This window comes from Salmonella sp. GDC200615 (assembly GCF_050574145.1).
Classification (GTDB): domain Bacteria; phylum Pseudomonadota; class Gammaproteobacteria; order Enterobacterales; family Enterobacteriaceae; genus Salmonella; species Salmonella enterica.
Genome location: NZ_CP192247.1, coordinates 1,411,252 through 1,436,225 on the forward strand (window position 1 = coordinate 1,411,252; position 24,974 = coordinate 1,436,225).

Annotated in this window: 24 protein-coding genes, 1 tRNA gene and 4 pseudogenes; 18 read left to right on the top strand and 11 right to left on the bottom strand. The window is 50.3% G+C overall.

Features of this window, described 5'->3' with window-relative positions; genetic code table 11:
• Positions 1-59: 59 nt before the first annotated feature.
• From ACQ29O_RS06520 to ACQ29O_RS06530, 3 genes and pseudogenes are all read left to right on the top strand, one after another.
• The gene (locus tag ACQ29O_RS06520) at positions 60-302 is read left to right on the top strand and encodes a tail spike protein (protein ID WP_250636813.1); all 243 of its coding nucleotides are present in this window, start codon (positions 60-62) and stop codon (positions 300-302) included.
• Positions 277-384: a hypothetical protein gene (locus ACQ29O_RS06525; RefSeq protein WP_139780162.1), complete on the top strand. Its 108-nt coding sequence runs from the start codon at positions 277-279 to the stop codon at positions 382-384. Before ACQ29O_RS06520 ends, ACQ29O_RS06525 begins: the two co-directional genes overlap by 26 nt.
• A gap of 372 nt (positions 385-756) precedes the next feature.
• Positions 757-1,203, top strand: a pseudogene (locus ACQ29O_RS06530) (transposase); the annotation flags it as partial.
• Positions 1,204-1,373: 170 nt separating this feature from the next.
• Here the strand turns inward: ACQ29O_RS06530 and ACQ29O_RS06535 are convergent.
• From ACQ29O_RS06535 to ACQ29O_RS06545, 3 genes and pseudogenes are all read right to left on the bottom strand, one after another.
• Positions 1,374-3,295, bottom strand: a pseudogene (locus tag ACQ29O_RS06535) (STY2629 family LPS modification acyltransferase).
• A gap of 53 nt (positions 3,296-3,348) precedes the next feature.
• Positions 3,349-3,567 (bottom strand): annotated as a pseudogene (locus tag ACQ29O_RS06540) (glycosyltransferase); the annotation flags it as partial.
• On the bottom strand, positions 3,536-3,925 hold the full coding sequence (locus ACQ29O_RS06545; protein ID WP_020936865.1) for a GtrA family protein: 390 nt from the start codon (positions 3,923-3,925) through the stop codon (positions 3,536-3,538). The gene ACQ29O_RS06545 and the pseudogene ACQ29O_RS06540, both read right to left, overlap by 32 nt.
• A 320-nt stretch (positions 3,926-4,245) precedes the next feature.
• Between ACQ29O_RS06545 and ACQ29O_RS06550 the strand changes: the two are divergent.
• A pseudogene (locus ACQ29O_RS06550) lies at positions 4,246-4,870 on the top strand (IS256 family transposase); the annotation flags it as partial.
• Positions 4,871-5,017: 147 nt separating this feature from the next.
• Here ACQ29O_RS06550 and ACQ29O_RS06555 read toward each other — a convergent pair.
• Both ACQ29O_RS06555 and ACQ29O_RS06560 read right to left on the bottom strand, forming a co-directional pair.
• Positions 5,018-5,092: transfer RNA gene (locus ACQ29O_RS06555), tRNA-Arg, on the bottom strand.
• A 75-nt stretch (positions 5,093-5,167) separates the two neighbouring features.
• Positions 5,168-6,109 (bottom strand): formate/nitrite transporter family protein, encoded by a 942-nt coding sequence (locus ACQ29O_RS06560; protein ID WP_000377779.1) that lies wholly within the window; start codon positions 6,107-6,109, stop codon positions 5,168-5,170.
• 288 nt (positions 6,110-6,397) lie between these two features.
• On the opposite strand from ACQ29O_RS06560, the gene mlaA reads away from it, so the two are divergent.
• Positions 6,398-7,153: a phospholipid-binding lipoprotein MlaA gene (gene mlaA, locus ACQ29O_RS06565; protein WP_000776787.1), complete on the top strand. Its 756-nt coding sequence runs from the start codon at positions 6,398-6,400 to the stop codon at positions 7,151-7,153.
• 60 nt (positions 7,154-7,213) lie between these two features.
• Here mlaA and fadL read toward each other — a convergent pair whose 3' ends face one another.
• The gene (gene fadL, locus ACQ29O_RS06570; protein WP_001746948.1) at positions 7,214-8,521 is read right to left on the bottom strand and encodes a long-chain fatty acid transporter FadL; all 1,308 of its coding nucleotides are present in this window, start codon (positions 8,519-8,521) and stop codon (positions 7,214-7,216) included.
• A 370-nt stretch (positions 8,522-8,891) separates the two neighbouring features.
• Between fadL and ACQ29O_RS06575 the strand changes: the two genes are divergently transcribed.
• The 4 genes from ACQ29O_RS06575 (at position 8,892) to sixA (ending at position 13,505) form a co-directional block, all read left to right on the top strand.
• Entirely contained in the window at positions 8,892-9,176 is a 285-nt protein-coding gene (locus ACQ29O_RS06575) for a YfcZ/YiiS family protein (RefSeq protein WP_000030906.1), read from the top strand.
• Between the two features lie 177 nt (positions 9,177-9,353).
• Positions 9,354-10,664 carry an acetyl-CoA C-acyltransferase FadI gene (fadI, locus tag ACQ29O_RS06580; RefSeq protein ID WP_001248128.1) on the top strand — a complete coding sequence of 437 codons (1,311 nt, stop codon included), beginning with the start codon at positions 9,354-9,356 and terminating at the stop codon, positions 10,662-10,664.
• The gene (gene fadJ, locus ACQ29O_RS06585; RefSeq protein WP_000214141.1) at positions 10,664-12,811 is read left to right on the top strand and encodes a fatty acid oxidation complex subunit alpha FadJ; all 2,148 of its coding nucleotides are present in this window, start codon (positions 10,664-10,666) and stop codon (positions 12,809-12,811) included. Before fadI ends, fadJ begins: the two co-directional genes overlap by 1 nt.
• A gap of 208 nt (positions 12,812-13,019) precedes the next feature.
• Positions 13,020-13,505 (top strand): phosphohistidine phosphatase SixA, encoded by a 486-nt coding sequence (sixA, locus tag ACQ29O_RS06590; protein ID WP_001195802.1) that lies wholly within the window; start codon positions 13,020-13,022, stop codon positions 13,503-13,505.
• Between the two features lie 99 nt (positions 13,506-13,604).
• Here the strand turns inward: sixA and smrB are convergent, their stop codons facing one another.
• Entirely contained in the window at positions 13,605-14,156 is a 552-nt protein-coding gene (gene smrB, locus ACQ29O_RS06595; protein WP_020936866.1) for an endonuclease SmrB, read from the bottom strand.
• A 165-nt stretch (positions 14,157-14,321) separates the two neighbouring features.
• On the opposite strand from smrB, the gene prmB reads away from it, so the two are divergent.
• Genes prmB through ACQ29O_RS06625 form a run of 6 tightly spaced genes read left to right on the top strand, consistent with a single transcriptional unit; the run spans position 14,322 to position 18,868 of the window.
• Positions 14,322-15,254, top strand: a complete 933-nt coding sequence (prmB, locus tag ACQ29O_RS06600; RefSeq protein ID WP_001576262.1) for a 50S ribosomal protein L3 N(5)-glutamine methyltransferase — start codon at positions 14,322-14,324, stop codon at positions 15,252-15,254.
• A 35-nt stretch (positions 15,255-15,289) separates the two neighbouring features.
• The gene (aroC, locus tag ACQ29O_RS06605; RefSeq protein ID WP_000918476.1) at positions 15,290-16,375 is read left to right on the top strand and encodes a chorismate synthase; all 1,086 of its coding nucleotides are present in this window, start codon (positions 15,290-15,292) and stop codon (positions 16,373-16,375) included.
• Positions 16,376-16,378: 3 nt separating this feature from the next.
• Positions 16,379-17,203 carry a penicillin-insensitive murein endopeptidase gene (gene mepA, locus ACQ29O_RS06610; RefSeq protein WP_000750428.1) on the top strand — a complete coding sequence of 275 codons (825 nt, stop codon included), beginning with the start codon at positions 16,379-16,381 and terminating at the stop codon, positions 17,201-17,203.
• Entirely contained in the window at positions 17,203-18,012 is an 810-nt protein-coding gene (locus ACQ29O_RS06615) for a sulfite exporter TauE/SafE family protein (RefSeq protein ID WP_000368599.1), read from the top strand. The genes mepA and ACQ29O_RS06615 overlap by 1 nt, the downstream gene beginning before the upstream one ends.
• Entirely contained in the window at positions 18,012-18,560 is a 549-nt protein-coding gene (locus ACQ29O_RS06620) for an elongation factor P hydroxylase (protein ID WP_001066345.1), read from the top strand. Before ACQ29O_RS06615 ends, ACQ29O_RS06620 begins: the two co-directional genes overlap by 1 nt.
• 32 nt (positions 18,561-18,592) lie before the next feature.
• On the top strand, positions 18,593-18,868 hold the full coding sequence (locus ACQ29O_RS06625) for a YfcL family protein (RefSeq protein WP_000559749.1): 276 nt from the start codon (positions 18,593-18,595) through the stop codon (positions 18,866-18,868).
• Between the two features lie 51 nt (positions 18,869-18,919).
• Here ACQ29O_RS06625 and mnmC read toward each other — a convergent pair whose 3' ends face one another.
• A complete protein-coding gene (gene mnmC, locus ACQ29O_RS06630; RefSeq protein ID WP_000816084.1) occupies positions 18,920-20,920 on the bottom strand; it encodes a bifunctional tRNA (5-methylaminomethyl-2-thiouridine)(34)-methyltransferase MnmD/FAD-dependent 5-carboxymethylaminomethyl-2-thiouridine(34) oxidoreductase MnmC in 2,001 nt (666 codons plus the stop codon).
• A 159-nt stretch (positions 20,921-21,079) separates the two neighbouring features.
• Here mnmC and fabB point away from each other — a divergent pair, with 159 nt between their 5' ends.
• The gene (gene fabB, locus ACQ29O_RS06635) at positions 21,080-22,294 is read left to right on the top strand and encodes a beta-ketoacyl-ACP synthase I (protein WP_000817161.1); all 1,215 of its coding nucleotides are present in this window, start codon (positions 21,080-21,082) and stop codon (positions 22,292-22,294) included.
• Positions 22,295-22,391: 97 nt separating this feature from the next.
• Complete coding sequence (locus ACQ29O_RS06640) at positions 22,392-23,048, top strand: CPBP family intramembrane glutamic endopeptidase (protein WP_001142905.1); 657 nt, start codon at positions 22,392-22,394, stop codon at positions 23,046-23,048.
• A 66-nt stretch (positions 23,049-23,114) separates the two neighbouring features.
• Here ACQ29O_RS06640 and ACQ29O_RS06645 read toward each other — a convergent pair whose 3' ends face one another.
• From ACQ29O_RS06645 to ACQ29O_RS06655, 3 genes are all read right to left on the bottom strand, one after another.
• Entirely contained in the window at positions 23,115-23,633 is a 519-nt protein-coding gene (locus tag ACQ29O_RS06645) for a YbjP/YqhG family protein (protein ID WP_000847547.1), read from the bottom strand.
• Positions 23,633-24,001: an NlpC/P60 family protein gene (locus ACQ29O_RS06650; protein WP_000118258.1), complete on the bottom strand. Its 369-nt coding sequence runs from the start codon at positions 23,999-24,001 to the stop codon at positions 23,633-23,635. The genes ACQ29O_RS06645 and ACQ29O_RS06650 overlap by 1 nt, the downstream gene beginning before the upstream one ends.
• Before the next feature lie 168 nt (positions 24,002-24,169).
• The gene (locus ACQ29O_RS06655) at positions 24,170-24,418 is read right to left on the bottom strand and encodes a helix-turn-helix domain-containing protein (RefSeq protein ID WP_000433425.1); all 249 of its coding nucleotides are present in this window, start codon (positions 24,416-24,418) and stop codon (positions 24,170-24,172) included.
• A 172-nt stretch (positions 24,419-24,590) separates the two neighbouring features.
• Here ACQ29O_RS06655 and ACQ29O_RS06660 point away from each other — a divergent pair, with 172 nt between their 5' ends.
• A complete protein-coding gene (locus ACQ29O_RS06660; RefSeq protein WP_001051261.1) occupies positions 24,591-24,965 on the top strand; it encodes a hypothetical protein in 375 nt (124 codons plus the stop codon).
• The last annotated feature ends 9 nt before the right edge of the window (positions 24,966-24,974 follow it).

The window sequence follows — 24,974 nt, forward strand, 5'->3', positions numbered from 1 at the left end:
GGGGGACCTCATCCAGATGTTATAAACTTCAATTCAGAAAGTTACTTTCCATATACTTTTTGTGGGACTGCTTCAACCTTTGGGCAGATATCGGAAATGAAAAAGATAGACCAGGCAACTATTCGCTATCAGAATATCCGGTACACCAACTACCAACTACCAACTACCAACTACCAACTACCAACAAATCATTTAGTCGATGGTCTCGTTGCCATTGGTTCATAGAGTGTTGGTCTTGGTATGGATGGCTGGGGAAGTTATGTATCGAACATTCTTATGCAAGATTGCGCAGGGTCTGGTGATCTATGGTACACATATGGGAAGGCATTCACATATATTTCTGTAATCGATACTAAAACTTTAACACTAACTAATTGTTTGTAGAAAGTGGTTGCATTATTAATGGTTTGAGACTCATTGACATAAAACAAACACCATCTGGTAATCTGTCAGACCCCGCATCCTTAATAGTTAACTATAAAGATTGTATGGTAGTTGAGATGTCGTTAGTTCTAATATCGTGTCAGATAAATTTATAAAAGATTACTCATGTTTTGTGTCACATGCAAAAATAATTCGGCTTCGTTAAGGTCTTTAGGGGAAATACCTAATGGATAATTAGTTAGATTAACGTTAACAACACTTTGAACGTGTAATGAATATGGGGGTAAAATATAAGTATTGGGAGATTGTAATTAAAAATTATGTAATTGTCTGATTATTATATATTCACTCCAGCAAAGGAGAAAGGCAATTATGGACGAAAAGAAACTCACAGCTCTTGCGGCTGAACTGGCTAAAGGTCTTAAAACTGAAGCCGACCTCAGTCAGTTTTCCCATATGCTGACGACATTAACCGTCGAAACGGCGCTCAATGCTGAGCTGGCTGACCATCTCGGGCATGAGAAAAATGCTCCTAAAACGAGCTCAAACTCCCACAATGGCTACTCATTAAAAACGGTGCTGTATGATGGCGGCGAGATAGTGCTGAACATGCTGCGTGACCGTGAAAATACCTTTGAACTGCAGCTGATTAAGGAGCATCAGACGCGTATTACGAGATGGACAGTCAGATTTATCCCTTTATGCCAAAGGCATGACATGACTACCCGCGAAATCATCGCCACCTTCAAAGAGATGTACAACGCTGATGTGTCGCCCATGCTGATACTTAAGATCACCGCCGCAGTAAAAGAGTTGGTCAAAGGGGCGTCAAAAAATGGAGTATGCCGATCCAGGACTGGTCGCTGGCAATGAGTCGCTTTATTATCGAGTTCGGTGACCGCCTGAGCGATCACCGTTAATATAGTGGCAGTTACACAGTATGACTGGCAGGTTCTATATTGGATTTATATGTAATAGTAACAGCCTATCTATTTGATTATTTTATTTCCGATTTTATTAAAAAGGAAATCAGAACCAGGCTTTGTTAAATGTCCCCAATCAACGGCAGTGATAAAATCAGGACCATTACCAACTCTTGTAAGACATCCACTTTCGTTACATAATGCTTTGTATGCTGATATATATTCAATTCCCATTTTTGGAACATTGTTACTAAAGTAAGAGTCCCACTCGCTTATTTCACTATTTAATCCATATGTCATATACAATGGTGGGGTTTTTTTAAACTCACTCAGGTAGTTAGATATTATTTTAACTAAATTTGCATTCCATTCCGGGACTGGTCCAATGAAAATAATCCTTGAGTCAGGGGATGCCTCTTTAATTTTTTTATGGTTAATGATAACGTATCAATTGCTAACTTTTTATCATGTACTCCATTTGTTCCTCGAACTGACCATGTCAGCAGAACCACCTCAGGCTGAACACGTTTAATTTCATTAATTCTATTATTGTTTAGAGTGATGACACTTCTCTGTAAATCATCTTTACCGTCAACAAATAGAGGAGGAGCGTTACCATCTGTCATTTGGCTTATTATATAATCAGAACCTTTATTATCTATATAATGAGAAAGTCCATTGAAAAGAGCCGCCGCATAAGAATCACCAATGATAAATATATTATGCTTGCCATTTTTTATACATCCATTGGATATGGCAGCAGTAAGTTGTACTGAGTGGCATATCCCTCCACGGAGTAGTTCTCCATATTTATAATAATTGTACACGTCAGTAACAGAAGCATATTCACCTGCTGATTTATTGATTTCCCTGTCTTTAACTCCATTTATATGAAAAATAAATGCGCCAATTAAACCTGTCCCAAATACTGATAATGCTAATAATATTGCTATGATATATTTATTTCTGGCATTTCTCAGTGGTTTTTCAATTAAATAATAAGTTAATATCGCCAAAAAGAACGATGATAATAAAAGAAGAATTAATTCATGGTAGTCTGGTGAACCAGCAAATATTGAACGATAGAATGAATAAATAGGCCAATGCCACAAATAAAGAGGATAGCTAATAAGACCAAAGAAAACAACAGGCCTAACACTAAGCAATTTCGACACAACTAAATCATTACCATTAGATGCTATTATAAGAGAGGCGCCAAGTACTGGGATTATTGCTATATATCCAGGAAATGACATCTTTTCATCTATCATGGTTATTGATAATGCGATTAGTATAATTCCTAACAGGGACATTAATTTTGATAACGAAGTGTTTATTCCTATAAATCTCAATGTGGATATAATCGCTCCAGCCATTAACTCCCAAAATCTTGATGCGGGAGAGTAGTAATTAGCTCCGCCATCAGATGCCATTGTAAAAATGCTAATCGCATAGCTAATTATAAATATAGTTGCGCATGATAATACTATGTTTCTGTTATGGTTTTTGCTTCTAAAGCATAGCAATATAACTACTGGCCATATTATATAAAATTGCTCTTCAATTCCCAGTGACCACAAATGTAGTAAAGGTTTAAGGTATGACTTTGAATCAAAATAGCCAGACTCACTCCAAAGAGTAAAGTTTGATATAAAGAATGAGCCGCTAAAAACATGCTTACCAAGTAATTTGTAATCATCCTGGAATAAATAAACCCAGCCAACAATAAGACATGATACAAGAACTATGGATAATGCTGGAAATATTCTAAGCACTCTCCTTTTATAGAAATCAAGGTATGAAAATGATTTGTTTGATGCAGATTTTAATATTATTGATGTTATAAGGTATCCAGATATCACAAAGAGTATATCTACTCCAACAAACCCACCCGGCAATAATGATGGGAAATAATGGAATATTACCACAGATAAAACCGCTATTGCGCGTAATCCATCTATATCAGGTCTGTATTTTAAGTGTTCCAACTTAAATTACCTCAATTTTAAAAAAAGATTAATAAAATGGTTGTGCATCTTGCATCATTCCCGAAGTTTCGTGTAAACGAAAACGGAATGACGAGTGGATCAGATACGGCTATTATTTTAATTATTGACTCTGTCACATCTTTACTTCCGTCATTAATAAAAATGATCTCAACTTTATATTTTTCAAGTTCATTAAACTCATGTACCGTTCTATAGAAAATCGGTATCGTGTCTTCTTCGTTAAAAACTAGGACGACAAGAGAGATTTTCATTTTTATCCCTGAAGATAAAGAATCTGGAATAGATAAAGCCGCATACCAGGCTAATTGCCGAGAAAGTGATGAGGGTAACCAATGGTGGCAAAGAACATTGGTCAGCCATCCATCCAACAACAGCGCTCAGTGCTCCCATGAATCCCATATACATCATGTAGCGAATTGCAGTAGTGCTGGCATTAAAGGTGAAGCGCGCATTAGCATAGAAGCTGAACGATACAGCGATAACAAAATCGGAAAAGTTCGTCAGCGCCTGATGCGTATGCATCCCATACATACAGAAAGAAAATACTCTCCAATGAATGAGCATGTTAAGAACACCGATCGATGTGTACTTAGCGAATAACTTCAACATTATGAAAATTATCAGATTCAGAAAGGTCTGGAGTGTAGCACTACAAATTGGTTTGATCGATATAAGCGATCAATAATTGTATTTTTAATAGTTTTAAACTATTGAGTTTTAATATATTGATCGATGTTATCGATCAATTGGTATTGCTGATTGCCAAGCGTCTTGGAATAAAAACGGGACATGTAAAGCTTTGCATCGTCTTACAAGGCTTTGCATTTTTTTTCAGGGAGAGGTACTTGAAAGGGTGGAAGTGCTGGGGGGAGGGGGAGCGTTAAAAATTCTGTATAATTTTAGTAACATAAAATAAAAAAGAATGGCACATGTCCCATCCCTTCGATTTCGACAAAGCACTTAAAGCCCTTCAGGTCCGGCCAGGCATTAACGGGCAAAGATGGCATCTTAACGCCATTAATCAAGTAGTTAACCGAGTCTACCCTGTCTGCTGAACTTGATTCCCATCTGGCTCAGGATGTTGAGGCAAACCGTAAAAATGGTTCCGGCAAAAAGCCATTAAAGCCCCAACAGGCAGTTTTGAACTGGCAACTCCGCGCAATCGTAACGGCACTTTTGAGCCATAACTGGTGAAGAAGCTTCAGACCCCCTGTACGACGAGATCGAGCGCAATATCATTCGACTGTTTGCGCTGGAGATGAGTTATCAGGACATCGGCCGGGAGAGTGAAGATCTTTATGCCTTCAGCGTTTCAACCGCCACCGTCAGTGCAGTACCGATAAAGTCATCCCTGAACTAAAACAGTGGCAACAGCGCCCGCTGGAGAAGGTTTATCCCGTCGTCTGGCTGGACGCTATTCATTATAAAAACCGTGAGGATGGCCGTTATCAGAGCAAGGCGGTTTATACCGTTCTGGCACTGAATCTGGAAGGCAAAAAAGAAGTTCTGGGCCTATATCTGTCGGAAAGTGAAGGTGCTAACTTTTGGTTAAGTTCTAACAGCGAGAGGGTACTTTAAAGGGATGCTTTTCGTTATGTTTATAGGCACTATTCGCTGGAAATCATAAGACATCAAAAACGCTGCAACGCCTTGTGTGGTGTGGGGTTGCTGAGATTTGTGAGAGGTGGGTAAAAGAGGTCATGGTGTCCCCTGCAGGAATCGAACCTGCAACTAGCCCTTAGGAGGGGCTCGTTATATCCATTTAACTAAGGGGACAACGCGGCGCCAGTATAGCGTTTTTTATTCGCCGGAGTAAGTGTAGCGCCGCCTGACTGGTTAAACCGTCGCCACTCAGCGCTGTTTTTCCGCTTTTTTCCGCTCCCGTTCCAGGCGCTCGCCGCGTAGCCTCGCTTCTTCCTTACGCTTATTGCTCATATCGTTGCGGATCTGCGCGTGGCTCATCAATGCGAAAATAAAAGTGCCGCCGCAGATATTTCCGGCAAGTGTGGGAAGGGCGAAGGGCCAGAGAAAGTCGCTCCAGGGCAGCGTGCCGTTGAAAACCAAATACAAAATTTCAACGGAACCGACGACAATATGGGTGGTATCGCCCAGCGCGATAAGCCAGGTCATCAAAATAATGACCACAATCTTTGCCCCGCCTGCTGCAGGAAACATCCATACCATTGTGGCGATGATCCAGCCAGAGATAATCGCGTTGGCAAACATCTCCGTTGGGCTATTTTTCATGACCTCCATACCAATTTTGACAAAGGCGTCGCGGGTCTCTTCATCAAATATAGGCATATATTCAAATGCCCACGCCGCAACCCCGGTGCCAATAAGGTTGCCCAATAAGACTACGCCCCACAAGCGCATCAGCAGGCCAACGTTACTCAGAGTGGGATTTTGCATTACCGGCAACACGGCGGTAACGGTATTTTCAGTAAATAATTGCTGGCGGGCCATGATGACAATGATAAAACCAAAGGTATAGCCGAGATTTTCCAGTAAAAAGCCGCCGGGAACGCCTTCAAGCTGCACGTGGAAAATCCCTTTCGCCAGGAGTGATGCCCCCATAGAAAGTCCTGCGGCAATGGCTGACCAGAGCAAAGCCATCGCATCGCGTTCCATCTCTTTTTCACCATCCTGGCGAATATGTTCATGAATCGCCATGGCGCGGGAAGGAAGACGATCTTCATCCACTTCAATCTCTTTACCGCTTTGTTTTTCTTCGCTTTCAACTTCCAGGTCACTGCTTTGCCGGTTAATTTTATCGTCGTTAAGGCTATCCATGATGATCTCTGCTGATTAACACATATTAATAAAGCGTAGCGGTTTTTCATTTACCCAGGCCGGGGCATTCTCCGAAAAAATAAAAATGATCACGCTCGTTTTTATCTGTTTCGTTAGAATAGGGCCGTCACGTTGTTGCGTTACCAGGCTATGCTCAAAGCAATGAGATCGCGCATATAGACATCGTTTGACGTGCTGTTAAAATCGCTCACACCTAAACAGGCGGATACGGTAGCGTTCCGTCATGGATGGCAATCAGCGATAGCCATAATTCACAGGGAGACATCTATGAAGCTTCGCCTGTCGGCGCTGGCGCTGGGAACCACACTGCTGGTCGGGTGTGCGAGTTCCGGTACAGAACAGCAGGGGCGTTCAGACCCATTTGAAGGGTTTAACCGCACCATGTACAACTTCAACTTTAATGTGCTGGACCCGTATGTTGTTCGGCCGGTCGCGGTCGCCTGGCGTGATTATGTTCCACAGCCTGCGCGTAACGGTTTAAGTAATTTCACCGGCAACCTCGAAGAACCGGCGATCATGGTGAACTATTTCCTGCAGGGCGATCCTTATCAGGGTATGGTGCATTTCACCCGTTTCTTCCTGAACACCTTATTAGGGATGGGCGGATTTATTGACGTCGCGGGAATGGCGAATCCTAAGCTGCAGCGCGTTGAACCGCATCGCTTTGGCAGTACGCTGGGCCATTATGGCGTGGGGTATGGGCCTTATATGCAACTTCCGTTCTACGGCAGCTTCACGCTGCGTGAAGATGGCGGGGATATGGCGGATACCTTGTATCCGGTGCTCTCGTGGTTGACCTGGCCAATGTCCATAGGAAAATGGACTATCGAAGGGATAGAAACCCGCGCGCAGTTGCTGGACTCCGATGGTTTGCTGCGCCAGTCTTCCGATCCTTATATTATGGTGCGTGAGGCGTACTTCCAGCGTCATGACTTTATCGCCAATGGCGGAAAACTCAAGCCGCAGGAAAACCCGAACGCGCAGGCGATTCAGGACGAACTCAAAGAGATCGACTCGGAATAAACGGCAGTAAATAAAAAGGTGAGCGCAATGCTCACCTTTTTGATCCGTTTCAGAAAGAGATTAGAACGCGTAGTTAAAGTTAGTACCGAACAGCCAGGCTTTCCCTTCAGATTCAAACTGATAAGGGCCTTCATTAATTTTCACGCTCTGACCATGCATATAAGAGACGCCAACGTCGACAGACGCATCTTTATTAAAGGCGTAAGTCGTACCGGCGCTCAGCCAGAAACGGTCCTGGTCCGGAATAGAGATAGAACGGTTTTGCGCTGGTACCGGGCTGTCATCGAAGGCGATACCGGTACGTAACGTCCAGTTGTCATCGTAGTAATAGGTGGTACCCAACGCAATGCGATAAGCGTCTTTAAAGCCTTCATGCTTCTCAAAGAGCGTATCGCCGGCGGTCGATTTTGCCTTCAATTCCTGGAACTGGCTCCAGCTGGTATAGGCCAGGCTATAGTGGATGGCCCACTGTGGCGCCACACGGTTATAACCGGACACTTCCCACATTTCCGGCAGATTCAGCGTCAGGTAGCCTGACTGCGTCGCGCCGCCGGTTGCCGTTGGGATAGGCAGGTTAAATCGGTTTATAGCGATGGGAAGATCGCTGCTGTAGTTGCCTTTAAAGTCAATTTTGACTTCCGAGCGGTAGGTCAGCGCGTAGCGGTTATTTTTATCCAGTTCATAAAGGATACCGGCATTCCAGCCAAAGCCCCACTTATTACCGTTCAGGTGGGCAATCTTGGTGTCGCTGGGAATCTGACCCGCGACCGGCGCCAGCGCCGGATTCTGTGCCGCGACCAACTGGCCTAAATCGCCCGCAAAACGTTCGATTTTCGCACGCGCGTATACCGCATCAAAGCCAAGGCCGAAGCTCCAGGCCTCATTTAAGCGATAAGCGCCGCTTAAATTCAGGTTCATGGTTTCAAGATCGGTCGTACCGCCAACCGAGCCGCCGGCGTATGTGTCGTTAAACTCTGTCGCCAGACCATAGTTAGAGGTAATAGAAGCCCCCCAGCCAAACTGATCGTTAATCGGGGCGACAAAATGGACGTTCGGCACCCAGGCCGTCGGCGCGATGTTATCCGCATCTAACGTCCGACGAGATGGCGATGTCCCGCTAATATTAACATCAGGATCAATATAAACCGCGCCCGCTGAAAACGTCGGGCGGTCAAACATGGTAATTAACCCCGGGTTGCGGCTAACGTTACCCGCATCATCTGCGATTGCGCCTTCACCCGAATAGGCCCGGCCAAGGCCAGAGGAAGAAAATTCGTTTAACTGAAAGCCTGCAGACCAGGCCTGGGTGGAGATGATTGCCACTGCGACTGCGAGAGCAGACTTTGTAAACAGGGTTTTCTGGCTCATGACCATAACCTCATTGATTATTTTTATACAAACTATGTTACATGCTGTAACAGGAGCGCGAAGTGTAGGGTCTGCGGTACGACTTAGAAATCAGACCAGTGGCGAGAGTATAGGTCTGACCAGCTAGAATGTTGCAAGTATGTTTATAAGTTTTTTCAATTGTGATCTTAGAAACGAGATCTGGCTGGCAAAATCGGCGGGCTTAACGGTCACCCGATCGCGCGATTTTTGTTTTAGATCATTTTTAAGTGTGATTTCGGTCACTTAACGCGTTTCCCACCATTAACGACTGGAGAGGCGAATGCCGGGAGCGTAAAATATCCCCATCGTTTATCTGGCACCCTGGGTGCAAATACAGAGGAAATCTACAATGAGTAAATGCAGTGCTGATGAAACCCCGGTTTGCTGCTGTATGGATGTTGGAACCATCATGGACAACTCCGATTGCACCGCGTCATACAGCCGCGTATTCGCTACCCGCGCAGAGGCTGAAGGGACGCTGGCGGCGTTAACCGAAAAAGCGCGTAGCGTGGAGTCTGAGCCTTGCCAAATTACGCCAACCTTTACCGAGGAATCCGAAGGCGTTCGTCTGGATATTGATTTTGTTTTCGCCTGCGAAGCAGAAACGCTGATCTTCCAGCTCGGCCTGCGTTAATCCGTTCATTCACGACGCCTCCGTCATCATCTGGCGGAGGCGTTTTCTTTTTTTGTCGTTTCCCTTCACTGTGCCTTAGCTCCCACTTTCTTTTCTCTCTGCTTGGCTAAATGTAAAAAATTGGTTAAGACTGTGATCAGGTCAGACCACTAATTTATTTTTTTACAGGGGAGTACTATGCGTCAGGCTTTACCGTTGGTCACCCGTCAGGGCGATCGCATTGCTATTGTCAGTGGGTTACGAACCCCCTTCGCTCGTCAGGCCACTGCATTTCATGGTATTCCCGCTGTTGATCTCGGCAAGATGGTGGTAGGCGAGCTGCTGGCGCGCAGTGAAATTCCAGCCGATGCCATTGAGCAACTGGTTTTTGGTCAGGTAGTACAAATGCCGGAAGCCCCCAATATTGCGCGCGAAATTGTGCTGGGTACGGGAATGAATGTTCATACCGATGCCTATAGCGTAAGCCGCGCCTGCGCCACCAGTTTTCAGGCGGTAGCGAATGTGGCGGAAAGCCTGATGGCCGGCACGATACGCGCGGGTATCGCTGGCGGCGCAGATTCGTCGTCGGTACTGCCAATAGGCGTGAGTAAAGCCCTGGCGCGGGTACTGGTTGATGTCAATAAAGCCCGGACGACCCGCCAACGGCTGACGCTTTTTTCTCGTCTGCGCTTACGCGACCTGCTGCCCGTGCCTCCCGCCGTTGCTGAGTATTCCACCGGTCTGCGCATGGGCGATACCGCCGAACAGATGGCGAAAACGTATGGTATTACGCGTGAACAGCAGGACGCACTGGCGCATCGTTCACATCAGCGCGCCGCGCAGGCATGGGCGGAGGGTAAACTGGCGGAAGAAGTGATGACGACCTATGTGCCGCCGTATAAAAACCCCTTTGCAGAAGACAACAACATTCGCGGCGCCTCCACGCTGGCGGACTACGCTAAACTGCGTCCCGCTTTTGACCGAAAACATGGCTCCGTAACCGCCGCCAACAGTACACCGCTGACCGACGGCGCTGCCGCCGTTATTATGATGACCGAATCCCGCGCTAAAGAGCTGGGGCTGCGCCCGCTTGGTTATCTGCGCAGCTACGCCTTTACCGCTATTGATGTCTGGCAGGACATGCTATTGGGGCCGGCCTGGTCAACGCCGCTGGCGCTGGAGCGGGCCGGGTTGACGATGGCCGATCTGACGCTTTTTGACATGCATGAAGCGTTTGCCGCCCAGACTCTGGCGAACTTACAACTGCTGGGCAGCGAACGATTTGCCCGTGAGGTGCTTGGTCGTGCGCAGGCGACAGGGGAGGTGGATGACGCTAAATTCAACGTGCTCGGCGGCTCAATCGCCTACGGGCATCCTTTTGCCGCAACGGGCGCGCGGATGATAACCCAAACGTTGCATGAATTACGGCGTCGGGGCGGAGGTTTTGGCCTGGTCACGGCCTGCGCGGCTGGCGGTCTTGGCGCGGCGATGGTTCTGGAGGCGGAATAATGACTACCACATCAGCTTTTATGCTTAACGTGCGTCTGGATAATGTCGCGGTTGTCGCTATTGATGTCCCTGGAGAAAAGGTGAACACCCTGAAAGCGGAGTTTGCCGCGCAGGTACGCGCCATCCTGAAGCAGATCCGGGAAAATAAAGCGTTGCAGGGCGTTGTTTTTATCTCAGCCAAAGCAGATAACTTTATTGCTGGCGCTGATATCAACATGATAGGTCACTGCCAAAACGCGCAGGAAGCGGAAACGCTGGCGCGTCAGGGGCAACAACTGATGGCGGAGATCCAGGCGTTGCCTGTTCCGGTTATCGCCGCCATTCATGGCGCCTGTCTGGGGGGCGGCCTTGAAATGGCGCTGGCCTGCCATCGACGTATCTGTACCGACGACGTTAAAACCGTTCTCGGACTGCCGGAGGTACAGTTAGGGCTTTTACCGGGATCGGGCGGAACGCAGCGACTTCCACGGCTGGTGGGGGTCAGTACCGCGCTGGATATGATCCTGACAGGTAAACAGCTTCGCGCCAGGCAGGCGCTTAAAGCCGGGCTGGTTGATGATGTGGTGCCGCAAACTATTTTACTGGAAGCGGCTGTCGAGCTGGCTAAAAAAGAACGCCTGGCGCAGCGGACATTACCGGTCCGTGAACGTATCCTGGCGGGGCCGCTGGGGCGCGCGCTGTTATTTCGCCTGGTGCGTAAAAAGACAGCGCAAAAAACGCAGGGTAATTATCCGGCGACGGAGCGGATCATTGATGTGATTGAAACCGGACTGGCGCAGGGCAGCAGTAGCGGCTATGACGCGGAAGCGCGCGCTTTCGGCGAGCTGGCGATGACGCCTCAATCGCAGGCGCTGCGCGCTGTTTTCTTTGCCAGTACCGAGGTGAAAAAAGATCCCGGTAGCGATGCGCCGCCCGGCCCGCTGAACAGCGTGGGCATCTTAGGCGGCGGGTTAATGGGCGGCGGTATCGCCTGGGTTACGGCCTGTAAAGGCGGTTTGCCAGTACGAATTAAGGATATAAATACTCAGGGGATCAATCATGCTCTGAAATACAGCTGGGATCTGCTTGAAACAAAAGTACGCCGCCGCCATATCAAAGCCAACGAACGCGATAAACAGTTGGCATTGATATCAGGTTCGACCGATTACCGTGGTTTCAGTCATCGTGATCTGGTCATTGAAGCGGTGTTTGAAGATCTGCCGTTAAAACAACAGATGGTGGCGGAAGTGGAACAAAATTGCGCTGCTCACACCATTTTTGCCTCCAATACTTCTTCCCTGCCGATTGGCGATATTGCGGCGAATGCGGCCAGACCGGAACAGGTGATTGGATTGCACTTTTTTAGCCCGGTCGAAAAAATGCCGCTGGTTGAGGTTATTCCTCATGCGTCTACTTCCGCGCAGACCATCGCCACGACCGTTAAGCTGGCGAAAAAACAGGGTAAAACCCCGATAGTCGTCAGTGATAAAGCCGGGTTTTATGTTAACCGAATTCTTGCGCCATATATCAATGAGGCGATTCGGATGCTGACTGAAGGCGAACGCGTCGAACATATTGACGCCGCCCTGGTAAAATTTGGTTTTCCGGTGGGGCCAATCCAACTTTTGGATGAGGTAGGAATCGACACGGGCACTAAAATTATTCCTGTGCTTGAGGCGGAGTATGGAGAACGTTTTAGCGCGCCTGCAAATGTTGTCGCTTCAATTTTGAATGACGATCGCAAAGGTAGAAAAAATGGTCGCGGTTTCTATCTTTATGGCGAAAAAGGGCGTAAAAGCAAAAAACAGGTTGACCCTGCTATTTATAAGCTTATTGGCGTGCAAGGGCAGAGTCGATTGTCTGCGCAGCAGGTGGCAGAGCGCTGTGTCATGTTAATGCTTAACGAAGCGGCGCGCTGTTTCGACGAAAAAGTGATTCGCAGCGCGCGCGATGGCGATATCGGCGCCGTGTTTGGTATCGGTTTTCCGCCGTTTCTCGGTGGCCCGTTCCGCTATATGGATGCTCTCGGGCCGGGTGAAATGGTGGCGACATTACAGCGCCTGGCCGCACTTTACGGTCCTCGTTACGCGCCTTGTGAACAATTAGTGCGCATGGCGGAGCGCAGGGAGCATTTCTGGACGAATGGGGAAACTGACCAGGGAAATTGAGGTCAAAGAGAATATGAATCCGCACTGAATGCCTCCTTAGTGGCGAAATAATAATCAAGGATTGACTATACTTACGCCATTGAGGTAAAAAACAGCGTTTCATTCAGTGAATGGATAAGGCACAATGCCGGCCACCGCATTTTTGCCGCAGCCAATAGGGGCATGTGGTAAGCGTGTTGGTGAAACTGGTTAACAAAAGCGGTGCAATATGCAAGTTTTTATCATGCGTCACGGCGACGCAGCCCTCGATGCCGCCAGTGATTCGGTTCGTCCCTTGACCCCTTGTGGGTGTGACGAGTCTCGCCTGATGGCGAACTGGCTGAAAGGTCAAAAAGTGGATATCGAACGTGTTCTGGTGAGTCCGTTTCTTCGGGCCGAACAGACGTTAGATGTGGTCGGCGATTGTATGAATCTGCCGGCTCAGGTGGATGTCCTGCCGGAGCTAACGCCCTGTAGCGATGTCGGTCTGGTCAGCGCCTACCTCCAGGCGCTGGCCAATGAAGAGATCGGATCGGTGCTGGTGATTTCTCACTTACCTCTGGTCGGATACCTGGTATCTGAGCTTTGTCCGGGCGAAACGCCGCCGATGTTCACGACGTCCGCAATTGCCAACGTTACGCTTGATGAAAGCGGCAAGGGGACATTCAACTGGCAAATGAGTCCCTGCAATCTGAAAATGGCGAAAGCGATTTAATCTTTGCTGCCTGATGGCGCTTCGCTTATCAGGCCTGCGACAGCGTTGGCTGTTCGTAGGCTGGATAAGCCGCTTGCGCCGCCATCCGGCAATTCCGCATCAGGGTAATTCGGGCGGTTGCCACTCTTCCACTTCAATCAACACCAGCAGCGCGGCGTCGCCGCCGTACTCTTTCGGCGCCTGATGAAAGGCCATCACATGCGGATGCTGCGCCAGCCATAACGGCGTTTGCTGTTTCAGAATATGTTTACCGTGTCCATGCATGACGCAGGCGCAAAAAATATGTTCCCGACGGCAGGCGGCAATCAGCGCCCCCAGTTCCTGCCTGGCCTGAAGCTGCGTTAAGCCGTGTAAATCCAGAAACAGTTCTGGCGAATAGTCGCCGCGACGCATTTTTTTTAGCTCGAAATGGCTGACATCTTCACGGACATACTTTACCGGCCCTTCCGTATTGAGCAGCGGCTGGAACTCATCGGAAAAATAGTGGCTGGCGTCCGCCTGTTCCTGAATTAACCTTCGGGTAGGGACTTCCGTGATTTTCTTGCGCAGCGGCCGATGGACGATAGTATCCTGTTTAATCTTTCGGGTGCCGACCATCAGCTGACGGAACAGCGCCTGGTCCTCCTCGCTGAGCGATGTTTTCTTTTTCATTCGTGGGTCTCGTCTGATCTTTTGCCTTAGTTTACCCGACCCGGAGGATATCCGAACGGTCAAAACGGATTTTTCGTATTCTCCCGCCGCGTCAATGCTGATTTATCCCTGTCTTCGTGGCAAACTAGCCGCCGAATTTAATGCGAGCATGCCCTGGAGGAATACGTGGATAAAATTTTCGTCGATGAAGCAGTAAGTGAACTGCATACCATTCAGGACATGTTGCGCTGGGCGGTAAGCCGCTTTAGCGCGGCGAATATCTGGTATGGACACGGTACCGATAACTCGTGGGATGAAGCGGTACAACTGGTGTTGCCGTCTCTTTATCTGCCGCTGGATATTCCGGAAGATATGCGGACCGCGCGGCTGACGTCCAGCGAAAAACACCGCATTGTCGAGCGAGTGATTCGTCGCATTAACGAGCGTATCCCGGTCGCCTACCTGACCAATAAAGCCTGGTTCTGCGGCCACGAATTTTATGTCGATGAGCGCGTGCTGGTGCCGCGTTCGCCCATTGGCGAGCTGATTAATAACCACTTCGCCGGCCTTATTAGCCAACAGCCGAAATATATTCTGGATATGTGCACCGGCAGCGGCTGCATCGCCATCGCCTGTGCTTATGCTTTCCCGGACGCAGAGGTTGATGCGGTCGATATTTCGCCGGATGCGCTGGCTGTCGCCGAGCATAACATTGAAGAACACGGTCTTATCCATCACGTGACGCCAATCCGTTCCGATCTGTTCCGCGATCTGCCGAAAGTTCAGTACGATCTGATTGTCACTAACCCGCCTTATGTCGATGCGGAGGATATGTCCGATCTGCCGAACGAATATCGCCACGAACCTGAGCTGGGGCTGGCGTCCGGCACTGACGGCCTCAAATTGACCCGTCGTATCCTGGGGAATGCGCCGGATTATCTGTCCGATGACGGCGTTCTGATTTGTGAAGTCGGAAACAGCATGGTACATCTGATGGAGCAGTATCCGGATGTGCCGTTCACCTGGCTGGAGTTTGACAACGGCGGCGATGGCGTCTTTATGTTGACCAAAGCGCAGTTGCTCGCGGCCCGTGAACATTTCAACATTTATAAAGATTAAAACACGCAAACGACAACAACGATAACGGAGCCGTGATGGCAGGAAACACAATTGGACAACTCTTTCGCGTAACCACTTTCGGCGAATCACACGGGCTGGAGCTTGGGTGTATCGTCGATGGCGTGCCGCCCGGCATCCCGTTGACGGAGGCCGATCTGCAGCACGATCTCGACAGACGCCGCCCCGGCACCTCGCGCTATACTACCCAGCGCCGCGAACCGGACCAGGTAAAAATTCTCTCCGGCGTGTTTGATGGCGTGACGACCGGCACCAGCATTGGCCTGCTGATTGAAAACACCGATCAGCGCTCGCAGGACTACAGCGCGATTAAAGATGTTTTTCGTCCGGGACACGCGGATTACACCTATGAGCAGAAATACGGCCTGCGCGATTACCGTGGCGGTGGACGTTCTTCCGCGCGTGAAACCGCGATGCGCGTAGCGGCAGGGGCGATCGCCAAGAAATACCTGGCGGAAAAGTTCGGCATCGAAATCCGCGGCTGCCTGACCCAGATGGGCGATATTCCGCTGGAGATTAAAGACTGGCGTCAGGTTGAGCTTAATCCGTTCTTTTGTCCCGATGCGGACAAACTTGACGCGCTGGACGAACTGATGCGCGCGCTGAAAAAAGAGGGCGACTCCATCGGCGCGAAAGTGACGGTGATGGCGAGCGGCGTGCCGGCAGGGCTTGGCGAACCGGTTTTTGACCGACTGGATGCGGACATCGCCCATGCGCTGATGAGCATCAATGCGGTGAAAGGCGTGGAGATCGGCGAAGGATTTAACGTGGTGGCGCTGCGCGGCAGCCAGAATCGCGATGAAATCACGGCGCAGGGTTTTCAGAGCAACCACGCTGGCGGCATCCTCGGTGGTATCAGTAGCGGGCAACACATTGTGGCGCATATGGCGCTGAAACCTACCTCCAGCATTACCGTGCCGGGACGTACGATCAACCGGATGGGTGAAGAAGTCGAAATGATCACCAAAGGGCGCCACGATCCGTGTGTGGGGATTCGCGCAGTGCCGATCGCAGAAGCCATGCTGGCGATCGTGCTGATGGATCACCTGCTGCGCCATCGGGCACAGAATGCGGATGTAAAGACAGAGATTCCACGCTGGTAAGAAATGAAAAAAACCGCGATTGCGCTGCTGGCATGGTTTGTCAGTAGCGCCAGCCTGGCGGCGACGCCGTGGCAGAAAATAACCCATCCTGTCCCCGGCGCCGCCCAGTCTATCGGTAGCTTTGCCAACGGATGCATCATCGGCGCCGACACGTTGCCGGTACAGTCCGATAATTATCAGGTGATGCGCACCGATCAGCGCCGTTATTTCGGCCACCCGGACTTGGTCATGTTTATCCAGCGGTTGAGTCATCAGGCGCAGCAACGGGGGCTCGGAACCGTCCTGATAGGCGACATGGGGATGCCTGCCGGAGGCCGCTTTAATGGCGGACACGCCAGTCATCAGACCGGGCTTGATGTGGATATTTTCTTGCAGTTGCCGAAAACGCGCTGGAGCCAGGCGCAGCTATTGCGCCCGCAGGCGTTAGATCTGGTGTCCCGCGACGGTAAACACGTCGTGCCGTCGCGCTGGTCGTCGGATATCGCCAGTCTGATCAAACTGGCGGCACAAGACAATGACGTCACCCGTATTTTCGTCAATCCGGCTATTAAACAACAGCTTTGCCTCGATGCCGGAAACGATCGTGACTGGCTACGTAAAGTACGCCCCTGGTTCCAGCATCGCGCGCATATGCACGTGCGTTTACGCTGCCCTGCCGACAGCCTGGAGTGCGAAGATCAACCTTTACCCCCGCCGGGCGATGGATGCGGCGCTGAACTGCAAAGCTGGTTCGAACCGCCAAAACCTGGCACCACAAAGCCTGAGAAGAAGACACCGCCGCCGCTGCCGCCTTCCTGCCAGGCGCTACTGGATGAGCATGTACTCTGATGGACAATTTTTATGATCTGTTTATGGTCTCCCCGCTGCTGCTGGTGGTGCTGTTTTTTGTCGCCGTACTGGCAGGATTTATCGATTCTATCGCCGGGGGCGGAGGGCTGCTCACTATCCCTGCGCTGATGGCCGCCGGGATGTCGCCGGCAAACGCGCTGGCGACCAATAAATTACAGGCGTGCGGCGGCTCCCTCTCGTCTTCGCTCTATTTTATTCGCCGTAAAGTGGTAAACCTGGCCGAGCAAAAGCTCAATATTCTGATGACGTTCATTGGCTCGATGAGCGGCGCGCTGCTGGTGCAGCACGTGCAGGCGGATATTTTGCGCCAGATCTTGCCTATCCTGGTGATTTTCATCGGCCTCTATTTTTTATTGATGCCAAAGCTGGGCGAGGAAGATCGCCAGCGCCGCCTGTATGGATTACCGTTCGCGCTGATAGCCGGGGGATGCGTCGGGTTTTACGACGGCTTTTTCGGGCCTGCCGCCGGGTCGTTTTACGCTCTGGCGTTTGTCACCTTATGTGGCTATAACCTGGCGAAATCCACGGCACATGCCAAAGTGCTTAACGCTACCTCCAACGTTGGCGGCCTGCTGTTATTTATCATCGGCGGCAAAGTGATCTGGGCGACGGGCTTCGTGATGCTGGTTGGTCAGTTTTTAGGGGCGCGAATGGGGTCGCGTCTGGTATTGAGCAAAGGCCAAAAGCTTATCAGACCGATGATCGTTATTGTCTCGGCGGTAATGAGCGCCAGGTTACTTTATGATAGCCACGGACAGGAGATCCTCCACTGGTTGGGGATGAATTAATGAACAATACGCACCATTACGAACAGTTAATTGAGATTTTTAACGGCTGCTTTGCCGAAGAATTTAATACCCGTCTGATTAAAGGCGACGACGAACCGATCTATCTTCCTGCTGACGCGCAGGTACCGTACCACCGCATCGTCTTTGCGCATGGGTTTTACGCCAGCGCGCTGCATGAGATTTCTCACTGGTGTATCGCCGGTAAGGCGCGCCGCGAACTGGTTGACTTTGGTTACTGGTACTGCCCGGATGGACGCGACGCGCAGACCCAAAGTCAATTTGAAGACGTCGAGGTGAAGCCACAGGCTTTCGACTGGTTGTTTTGCGTGGCGGCGGGGTATCCCTTTAACGTCAGTTGCGACAATCTGGAAGGCGATATTGAGCCGGATCGCGTGGCGTTTCAGCGCCGGGTTCATGCGCAGGTAATGGCGTATCTGGAGCAGGGCATTCCTGAACGTCCGGCCCGCTTCATCAAAGCGCTACAGAATTACTATCACACGCCCGAACTTAAGGCGGAACAGTTCCCGTGGCCGGAAGCGCTTAATTAAAGCCAGCGCCACGTTTACAATGAGGAAAGAAGATGATCGCGGAGTTTGAATCACGCATTCTGGCATTAATTGACGATATGGTAGAGCACGCCAGCGACGATGAGCTTTTTGCCAGTGGATACCTGCGTGGCCACCTGACGTTAGCCATTGCCGAGCTGGAGAGCGGTGATGACCACTCCGTTGAGGCGGTCTATGCCAACGTTAGCCAAAGTCTGGAGAAAGCGATCGGCGCCGGCGAACTGTCGCCGCGCGATCAGGCGTTAGTCAAAGCGATGTGGGACAATTTGTTCGACAAGGCAAAACAATAACGCCGTGGGCCGGAAGGCGACGCTTGCCGCCTTCCGCTATTGACTGACCCATTACTTCACCGCTTTTCCCTTCAATAACTTTCTCACCCATAACCGATTTGGATTTAACGCCGCCAGCGTACCGGCATCCAGTGGAATCGGCTCGTTACTCATCTGCGCCGCCAGAATTTCTGCGCATAATGGCGCTGAGCACAAACCGCGCGATCCCAGTGCGCCAAGCACAAATAAACCCGGATACACAGGCGCAGGCGCCGCCGACGTTTTGTTATCGGCTAAATCGGCGTAATGCGTCAGCGTGGCGTGGTAATCCGGGACGTTGCCCACCATCGGCAGATGGTCGCGGGTGGCGCAACGCACGCCGCAACGGGCGCTGTTGCCGCTAACGTCAACCTCTATGGCCCATTTCGCATCCGGAAAACAGTCAAGCAGACGCTGTCGGTTCTGACGCTGATCTTCTTCGCGCCAGACGGTGCTTTCGTCGCCCCGGTGATAGCTGGCGCCAATACAGTGCTGCTGATTATGCGGATTTTGCGGCGTCAGATAGCCGTCGTAGCATAACACCTGACGCAACGCCGAGAGGGCGGGGGTGGTGGGAATATGACTGACCTGCCCCCCGACGGCATACACCGGCAGCGGCCGGGTCTGATCAAAACGGTTAATCTGATGGCCGTTCGCCAGGACGACGGTCTCATGGCTGGCGGTTTCACCTGACATAAAGCGCAGTTGCCAGCGCGACTCCTGCGCAACGAGCGACGTGAGCGTATGGCGAAAGCGCGTTTGTAAACCCTGTTCGGTCGCCAGTGCGATGACTGCGCGAGTTAATTGTTCCGGGCATAGCCAGCCGCCTGCCGGATAGGTAATTCCTCCGCAGCGTGTCGTCACGCCAACCGCCTGTTCCGCCTCTTCGGCATTGAGCGCCGAGGCCAGTTCGGCGGGCAGCGCCAGGGACAGCATCTGGGCAATTTTCTGCTGGCTTTTCTCATCCCATCCGAGCTGTGTCACGCCGCACCAGTCATGATCAAAAGAGACGGGCAGGGCATCATACAGGCGACGGGCAAAGGTGAATGCGGTCGGGAAAAAGCGATTAATGGCGGCGTCATGTTTGCTAAGGAGTGGATAAAGCGCACCCTGTCGATTACCGGAGGCGCCCTGGGCGGGCTGGTCGTCCGCGCAATAGAGCGTCACCTGCCAGCCGCGACGCAGTAACGCCAGTGATAACAGCGCGCTGGCGATGCCGCCGCCAATGATCGCCGTTTCACGTTTTTCGCTTCCGCTGCGGTAAAACCAGGGCGCGGAAAGGGTCGGCATGAGGTGTTGTTCCATCACTCCACAAAGCATCTCGCGTTTACGTCCGAAGCCTTTGCGTTTTTGCATGGTAAAACCGGCTTCCTGTAATCCCCGACGAACGAAGCCCGCCGAGGTAAACGTCGCCAGCGTTGCGCCGGGCCGCGCCAGCCGCGCCATCGCGTTAAACAGGTTTGGCGTCCACATATCCGGATTTTTTGCCGGGGCAAAACCGTCGAGGAACCAGGCGTCGACTGTTTGATTCAGCGTGGCGTCCAGTTGGTCGGTCAGCTCATTAATATCGCCAAACCACAAATCCAGCGTCACCCGACCCCGATCCAGCAATAGGCGGTGGCACCCCGGGAGCGGCAGCGGCCATTGCGCCTGCAGCTGCTCTGCCCAGGGCGCGAGCTCCGGCCAGTGTTGGTGCGCCAGCGCCAGATCGTCGCGCGTTAACGGGAATTTCTCAAAACTGATGAAATGTAACCTTTGCAGCGTCGCCTGTGGGTGCGCAGAACGAAAGCTGTCAAACGCCTGCCACAGCGTCAGGAAGTTGAGTCCGGTGCCAAAACCGCTTTCCGCGACTATAAATAATGGATGTGAATGTACGGGAAATCGCTCCGCAAGACGATTGCCGCCAAGAAAAACGTAGCGTGTCTCTTCGAGTCCATTGTCATTAGAAAAATAGACATCATCAAAATCTCGGGAAACAGGTGTACCCTCAGCGTTAAATTCGAGTGTGGCGGGTTGTATAGCGTATTGTTTCACGTAAGTTACTCGTCTGACGGGCGGTATCGCGATCTTAACGATGTGTGCCTGATGGCGCAAATTTCCGTACTAAATGGCTGATCGGACTTGTTCGGCGTACAAGTGTACGCTATTGTGCCAATCGAAACTTAAAAATAGTGCGAATTACAGAGGTATTGAATGAAACGTGCAGTGATTACTGGCCTGGGCATCGTTTCCAGCATCGGTAATAACCAGCAGGAAGTCCTGGCATCTCTGCGTGAAGGACGTTCAGGGATCACTTTCTCTCAGGAGCTGAAGGACGCCGGCATGCGTAGCCAGGTATGGGGCAACGTAAAACTGGATACCACTGGCCTCATTGACCGCAAAGTCGTGCGCTTTATGAGCGACGCCTCCATCTATGCTTATCTGTCTATGGAGCAGGCAGTGGCCGACGCCGGTCTGGCGCCGGAAGTCTATCAGAATAACCCGCGTGTCGGCCTGATTGCAGGTTCCGGCGGCGGCTCCCCGAAATTCCAGGTCTTTGGCGCAGATGCCATGCGTAGCCCGCGTGGTCTGAAAGCCGTGGGCCCGTATGTGGTGACGAAAGCAATGGCATCCGGCGTTTCCGCCTGCCTCGCTACGCCGTTTAAAATTTATGGCGTGAACTACTCCATTAGTTCCGCTTGCGCGACCTCCGCACACTGTATCGGCAATGCGGTTGAACAGATCCAACTGGGCAAACAGGACATCGTTTTTGCTGGCGGCGGCGAAGAGCTGTGCTGGGAAATGGCCTGTGAGTTCGATGCGATGGGCGCACTGTCCACCAAATATAACGATACGCCTGAAAAAGCGTCCCGTACCTATGATGCGCACCGTGATGGGTTTGTCATCGCGGGCGGTGGCGGTATGGTTGTTGTCGAAGAGCTGGAACACGCTCTGGCGCGCGGCGCGCATATCTATGCGGAAATCGTCGGTTACGGCGCAACATCCGACGGCGCAGACATGGTTGCTCCGTCTGGTGAAGGCGCAGTACGTTGCATGCAGATGGCGATGCACGGCGTAGACACGCCGATCGACTACCTGAACTCTCACGGTACGTCCACGCCGGTAGGCGACGTGAAAGAACTCGGTGCAATCCGTGAAGTGTTTGGCGATAACAGCCCGGCTATCTCCGCGACCAAAGCGATGACCGGCCACTCGCTGGGTGCGGCTGGCGTGCAGGAAGCCATCTACTCTCTGCTGATGCTGGAGCACGGTTTTATCGCGCCGAGTATCAACATCGAAGAGCTGGATGAGCAGGCTGCGGGTCTGAACATCGTGACCGAAACGACCGAGCGTGAACTGACTACCGTAATGTCTAACAGCTTCGGTTTTGGCGGCACCAACGCCACGCTGGTGATGCGTAAGTTGTAAGCCTGACTATTACGTTGTAGTATCAATAATGAAACAGGTCGCTAATGCGACCTGTTTTTTCATTCAGGGAACAACAAATTATATGGATATTATATAAATGCCAACTAATACATTAGATAAAATTAGGCATAGTTTGAGTTGTGTGGCTGTTTTATTTGGTTTGTTCGGCATTTTTGTTTTTGCCTCATTTTCGCCTTCCTATGCCTGGCTTTATTTGGGAGGTCTGGCTGCGCCTTTTATATATAGTATTGTTTTTGTCTATGCGATTGCCGCCTGGAGTATTTATTCAAAGTATTACCCGTTTTTATCATTGGGTCGCTTATCATTCGTGGAGTGTTTTGTTCCGGCGCTGGCCCTGGTGTGCCTTACCGTTCTCTACAATGTTTTTAGTGGCCCGGAACCCTGGATGGCCGAGTTATCAAGGCAATTTTTTCTTCATAAATTTCTTAACACGCTGGCGATGTGCTTTCTGGCTCCTGTGGCGGAGGAAATTATATTCAGAGGGTTTTTATTAAACAGCAGTATCGGTTGGGGTCGGTACTCAAGAGCTTCCGGTATTATTATTACTTCACTCGCTTTTGCATTTATGCATACACAATATCTCTTTGCGGTGACTTTTGTTTATCTGCTTGTTTTTTCATCGATATTATGCGTTGTTCGAATGAGAAGTCGAGGGTTAATGATACCGATAATACTTCATATTTTAAATAATGCCTGGGTTATTTTCGGCTTACTGTTTTCAGCGACGGAATAAGCGCCTGATGCAAGAGGCGCTTTAACCTCTCCGGTACGAACAAGAGACCGATGGCGGTTCCCTTTTTTAATGCTTCTTATATTCCGGCGCGACTTTCGCTGACCAGGCCTCAGCCTGGGTGATGGCGCCTGCGTCATAAATCGGCTGTTCATAACCCCTGTCAGCATCCCGAACGCGGTAAATTTTCCAGCGTCCCTCTTCCCAACGGGTATAAACTTCCAGGTGGATGGGCGTTGACTCTGTAGCCAACAGAACATCCACTTTTTCTCCGCCGAGGAAAGGGTGTGCCTTCCCAACCCGTAACTGTGGAATCCACTCTGGCGCATAGTCCTGCGCATACATAAAATAATCTGCCCCCACAATCTCCTGTTCATAAAGGGACTGTATTAGCGCCAGGCGATGAATAACCTCTTTGGCAACGTAACGTTGCATTAAGGCGGTGGTGTCGTCAGGGGGATTCACATCGTTCGTGAACGTCGTCATCCATGAGGTATAGAACTGCTTCACGGCCTGCGTACTGTCGTGATGAGGCGTGGAGCAACTACAAAGCAACAGGATAAGCGCGACAAGGGAGAACGTTTTCATTAATTCTTCCTGTAGATGGTATATGAGGGCCTGGCTGCCCGGTAGCCCGGGCCGGCCCACATATCGCGTTGTTTAAAATCTGAATACCACTCTGTGCCATCGTATATCGCCATGTGACCGCTCGGGTTTCCGCCAGCGTAAGGTTGAATAATGATGACGTCACCCTCGCGCGGCATTTCATAGGTACCAATAGCGGTGAATCCGGCGCTTCTTAACATTGGGCCATAATCTTTCGCATGATACGTATGCCCCAGCGTGATACCGCCCGCCTGAATTGCCTTTCGGGTAAATTCCGCACACCGGCCTTGAGAATGAGAACCTGCATGCGTTTTGGCATAATTAACCGCCACTCTTTTATCCCAACTCATAATGATTCCTGTTAATAAAATACGTAATAGCAATGACGTAATGCTTTAACAGTATTTGATTCGGGAAGCATGACAGATAGTGCTATTACTATTTTCAATAGAATAAGTTTAAATATTTATTAATTGTTGAGATTAATAAGTTAGGGCTAATTTATTCAGCATTAACTATTATTCTGCGATATCGGCATCATTTTTTATTTGCATATCATCATAGCGCGACGGCCAGATCTCCTGCGGCGTGATGCCCAGCGCGTCCGCAATAATCCGTTCAGCTCTCGGCCAGGAACGGGTAAAGACATTGCGCAGTGAATCAGGTGATAAACCGGCCTGACGAGAAAGATCTCTGAGCGTAATACCTCTTTTTTCAAGTGCACTTTTAATATCTGCACGATGCCAGTCTTGGCTTTTTGGTTCCATTCTGTAATCCTAAGAAGATGTGTTATCGGCACCGATATTTTTAAGGTAAAAATTAGCGCGAGAAAAAGAAAGTTACTTTCTTTTTCACTCTGAGAATAGTGCCAGAAAGAAAGCAAAATTTCGCGAAAAAGAAGAAATATTTTTATTTCATCAGGGGAAAGGAAAGAAACCGATGGCAAAGGAATGGTTCACGGTTAAGGAATGTCTTGGCTTACCGGGGTTTCCGGGAAGCGAGCCTGCGGTTCGCGAACGTTTATATAAGTACAGTGAAGGGAAAGCGGGGGTCAGGCGTAAGCGTGTTAAATCAAAGGCCGAGGAGTTTCATATATCTGTTTTCCCTCTCTATGTTCATCGTTATCTTGACGACAGCGGAGAGGAACCGACGCCAGAACCCATTTCCTTACAGGAAGCGGAGCCTGAAGATATCTGGGAGATGATGTTCAGGTTACTGACGCCAGAACAGCGCAAGCAGGTGACCGGACGGTTTAAGGTGAGAGGGATGAAAGCGGTCTTTCCCTTTCTGTTTGATGACACGCCGCCACGTTGATACCCTGGC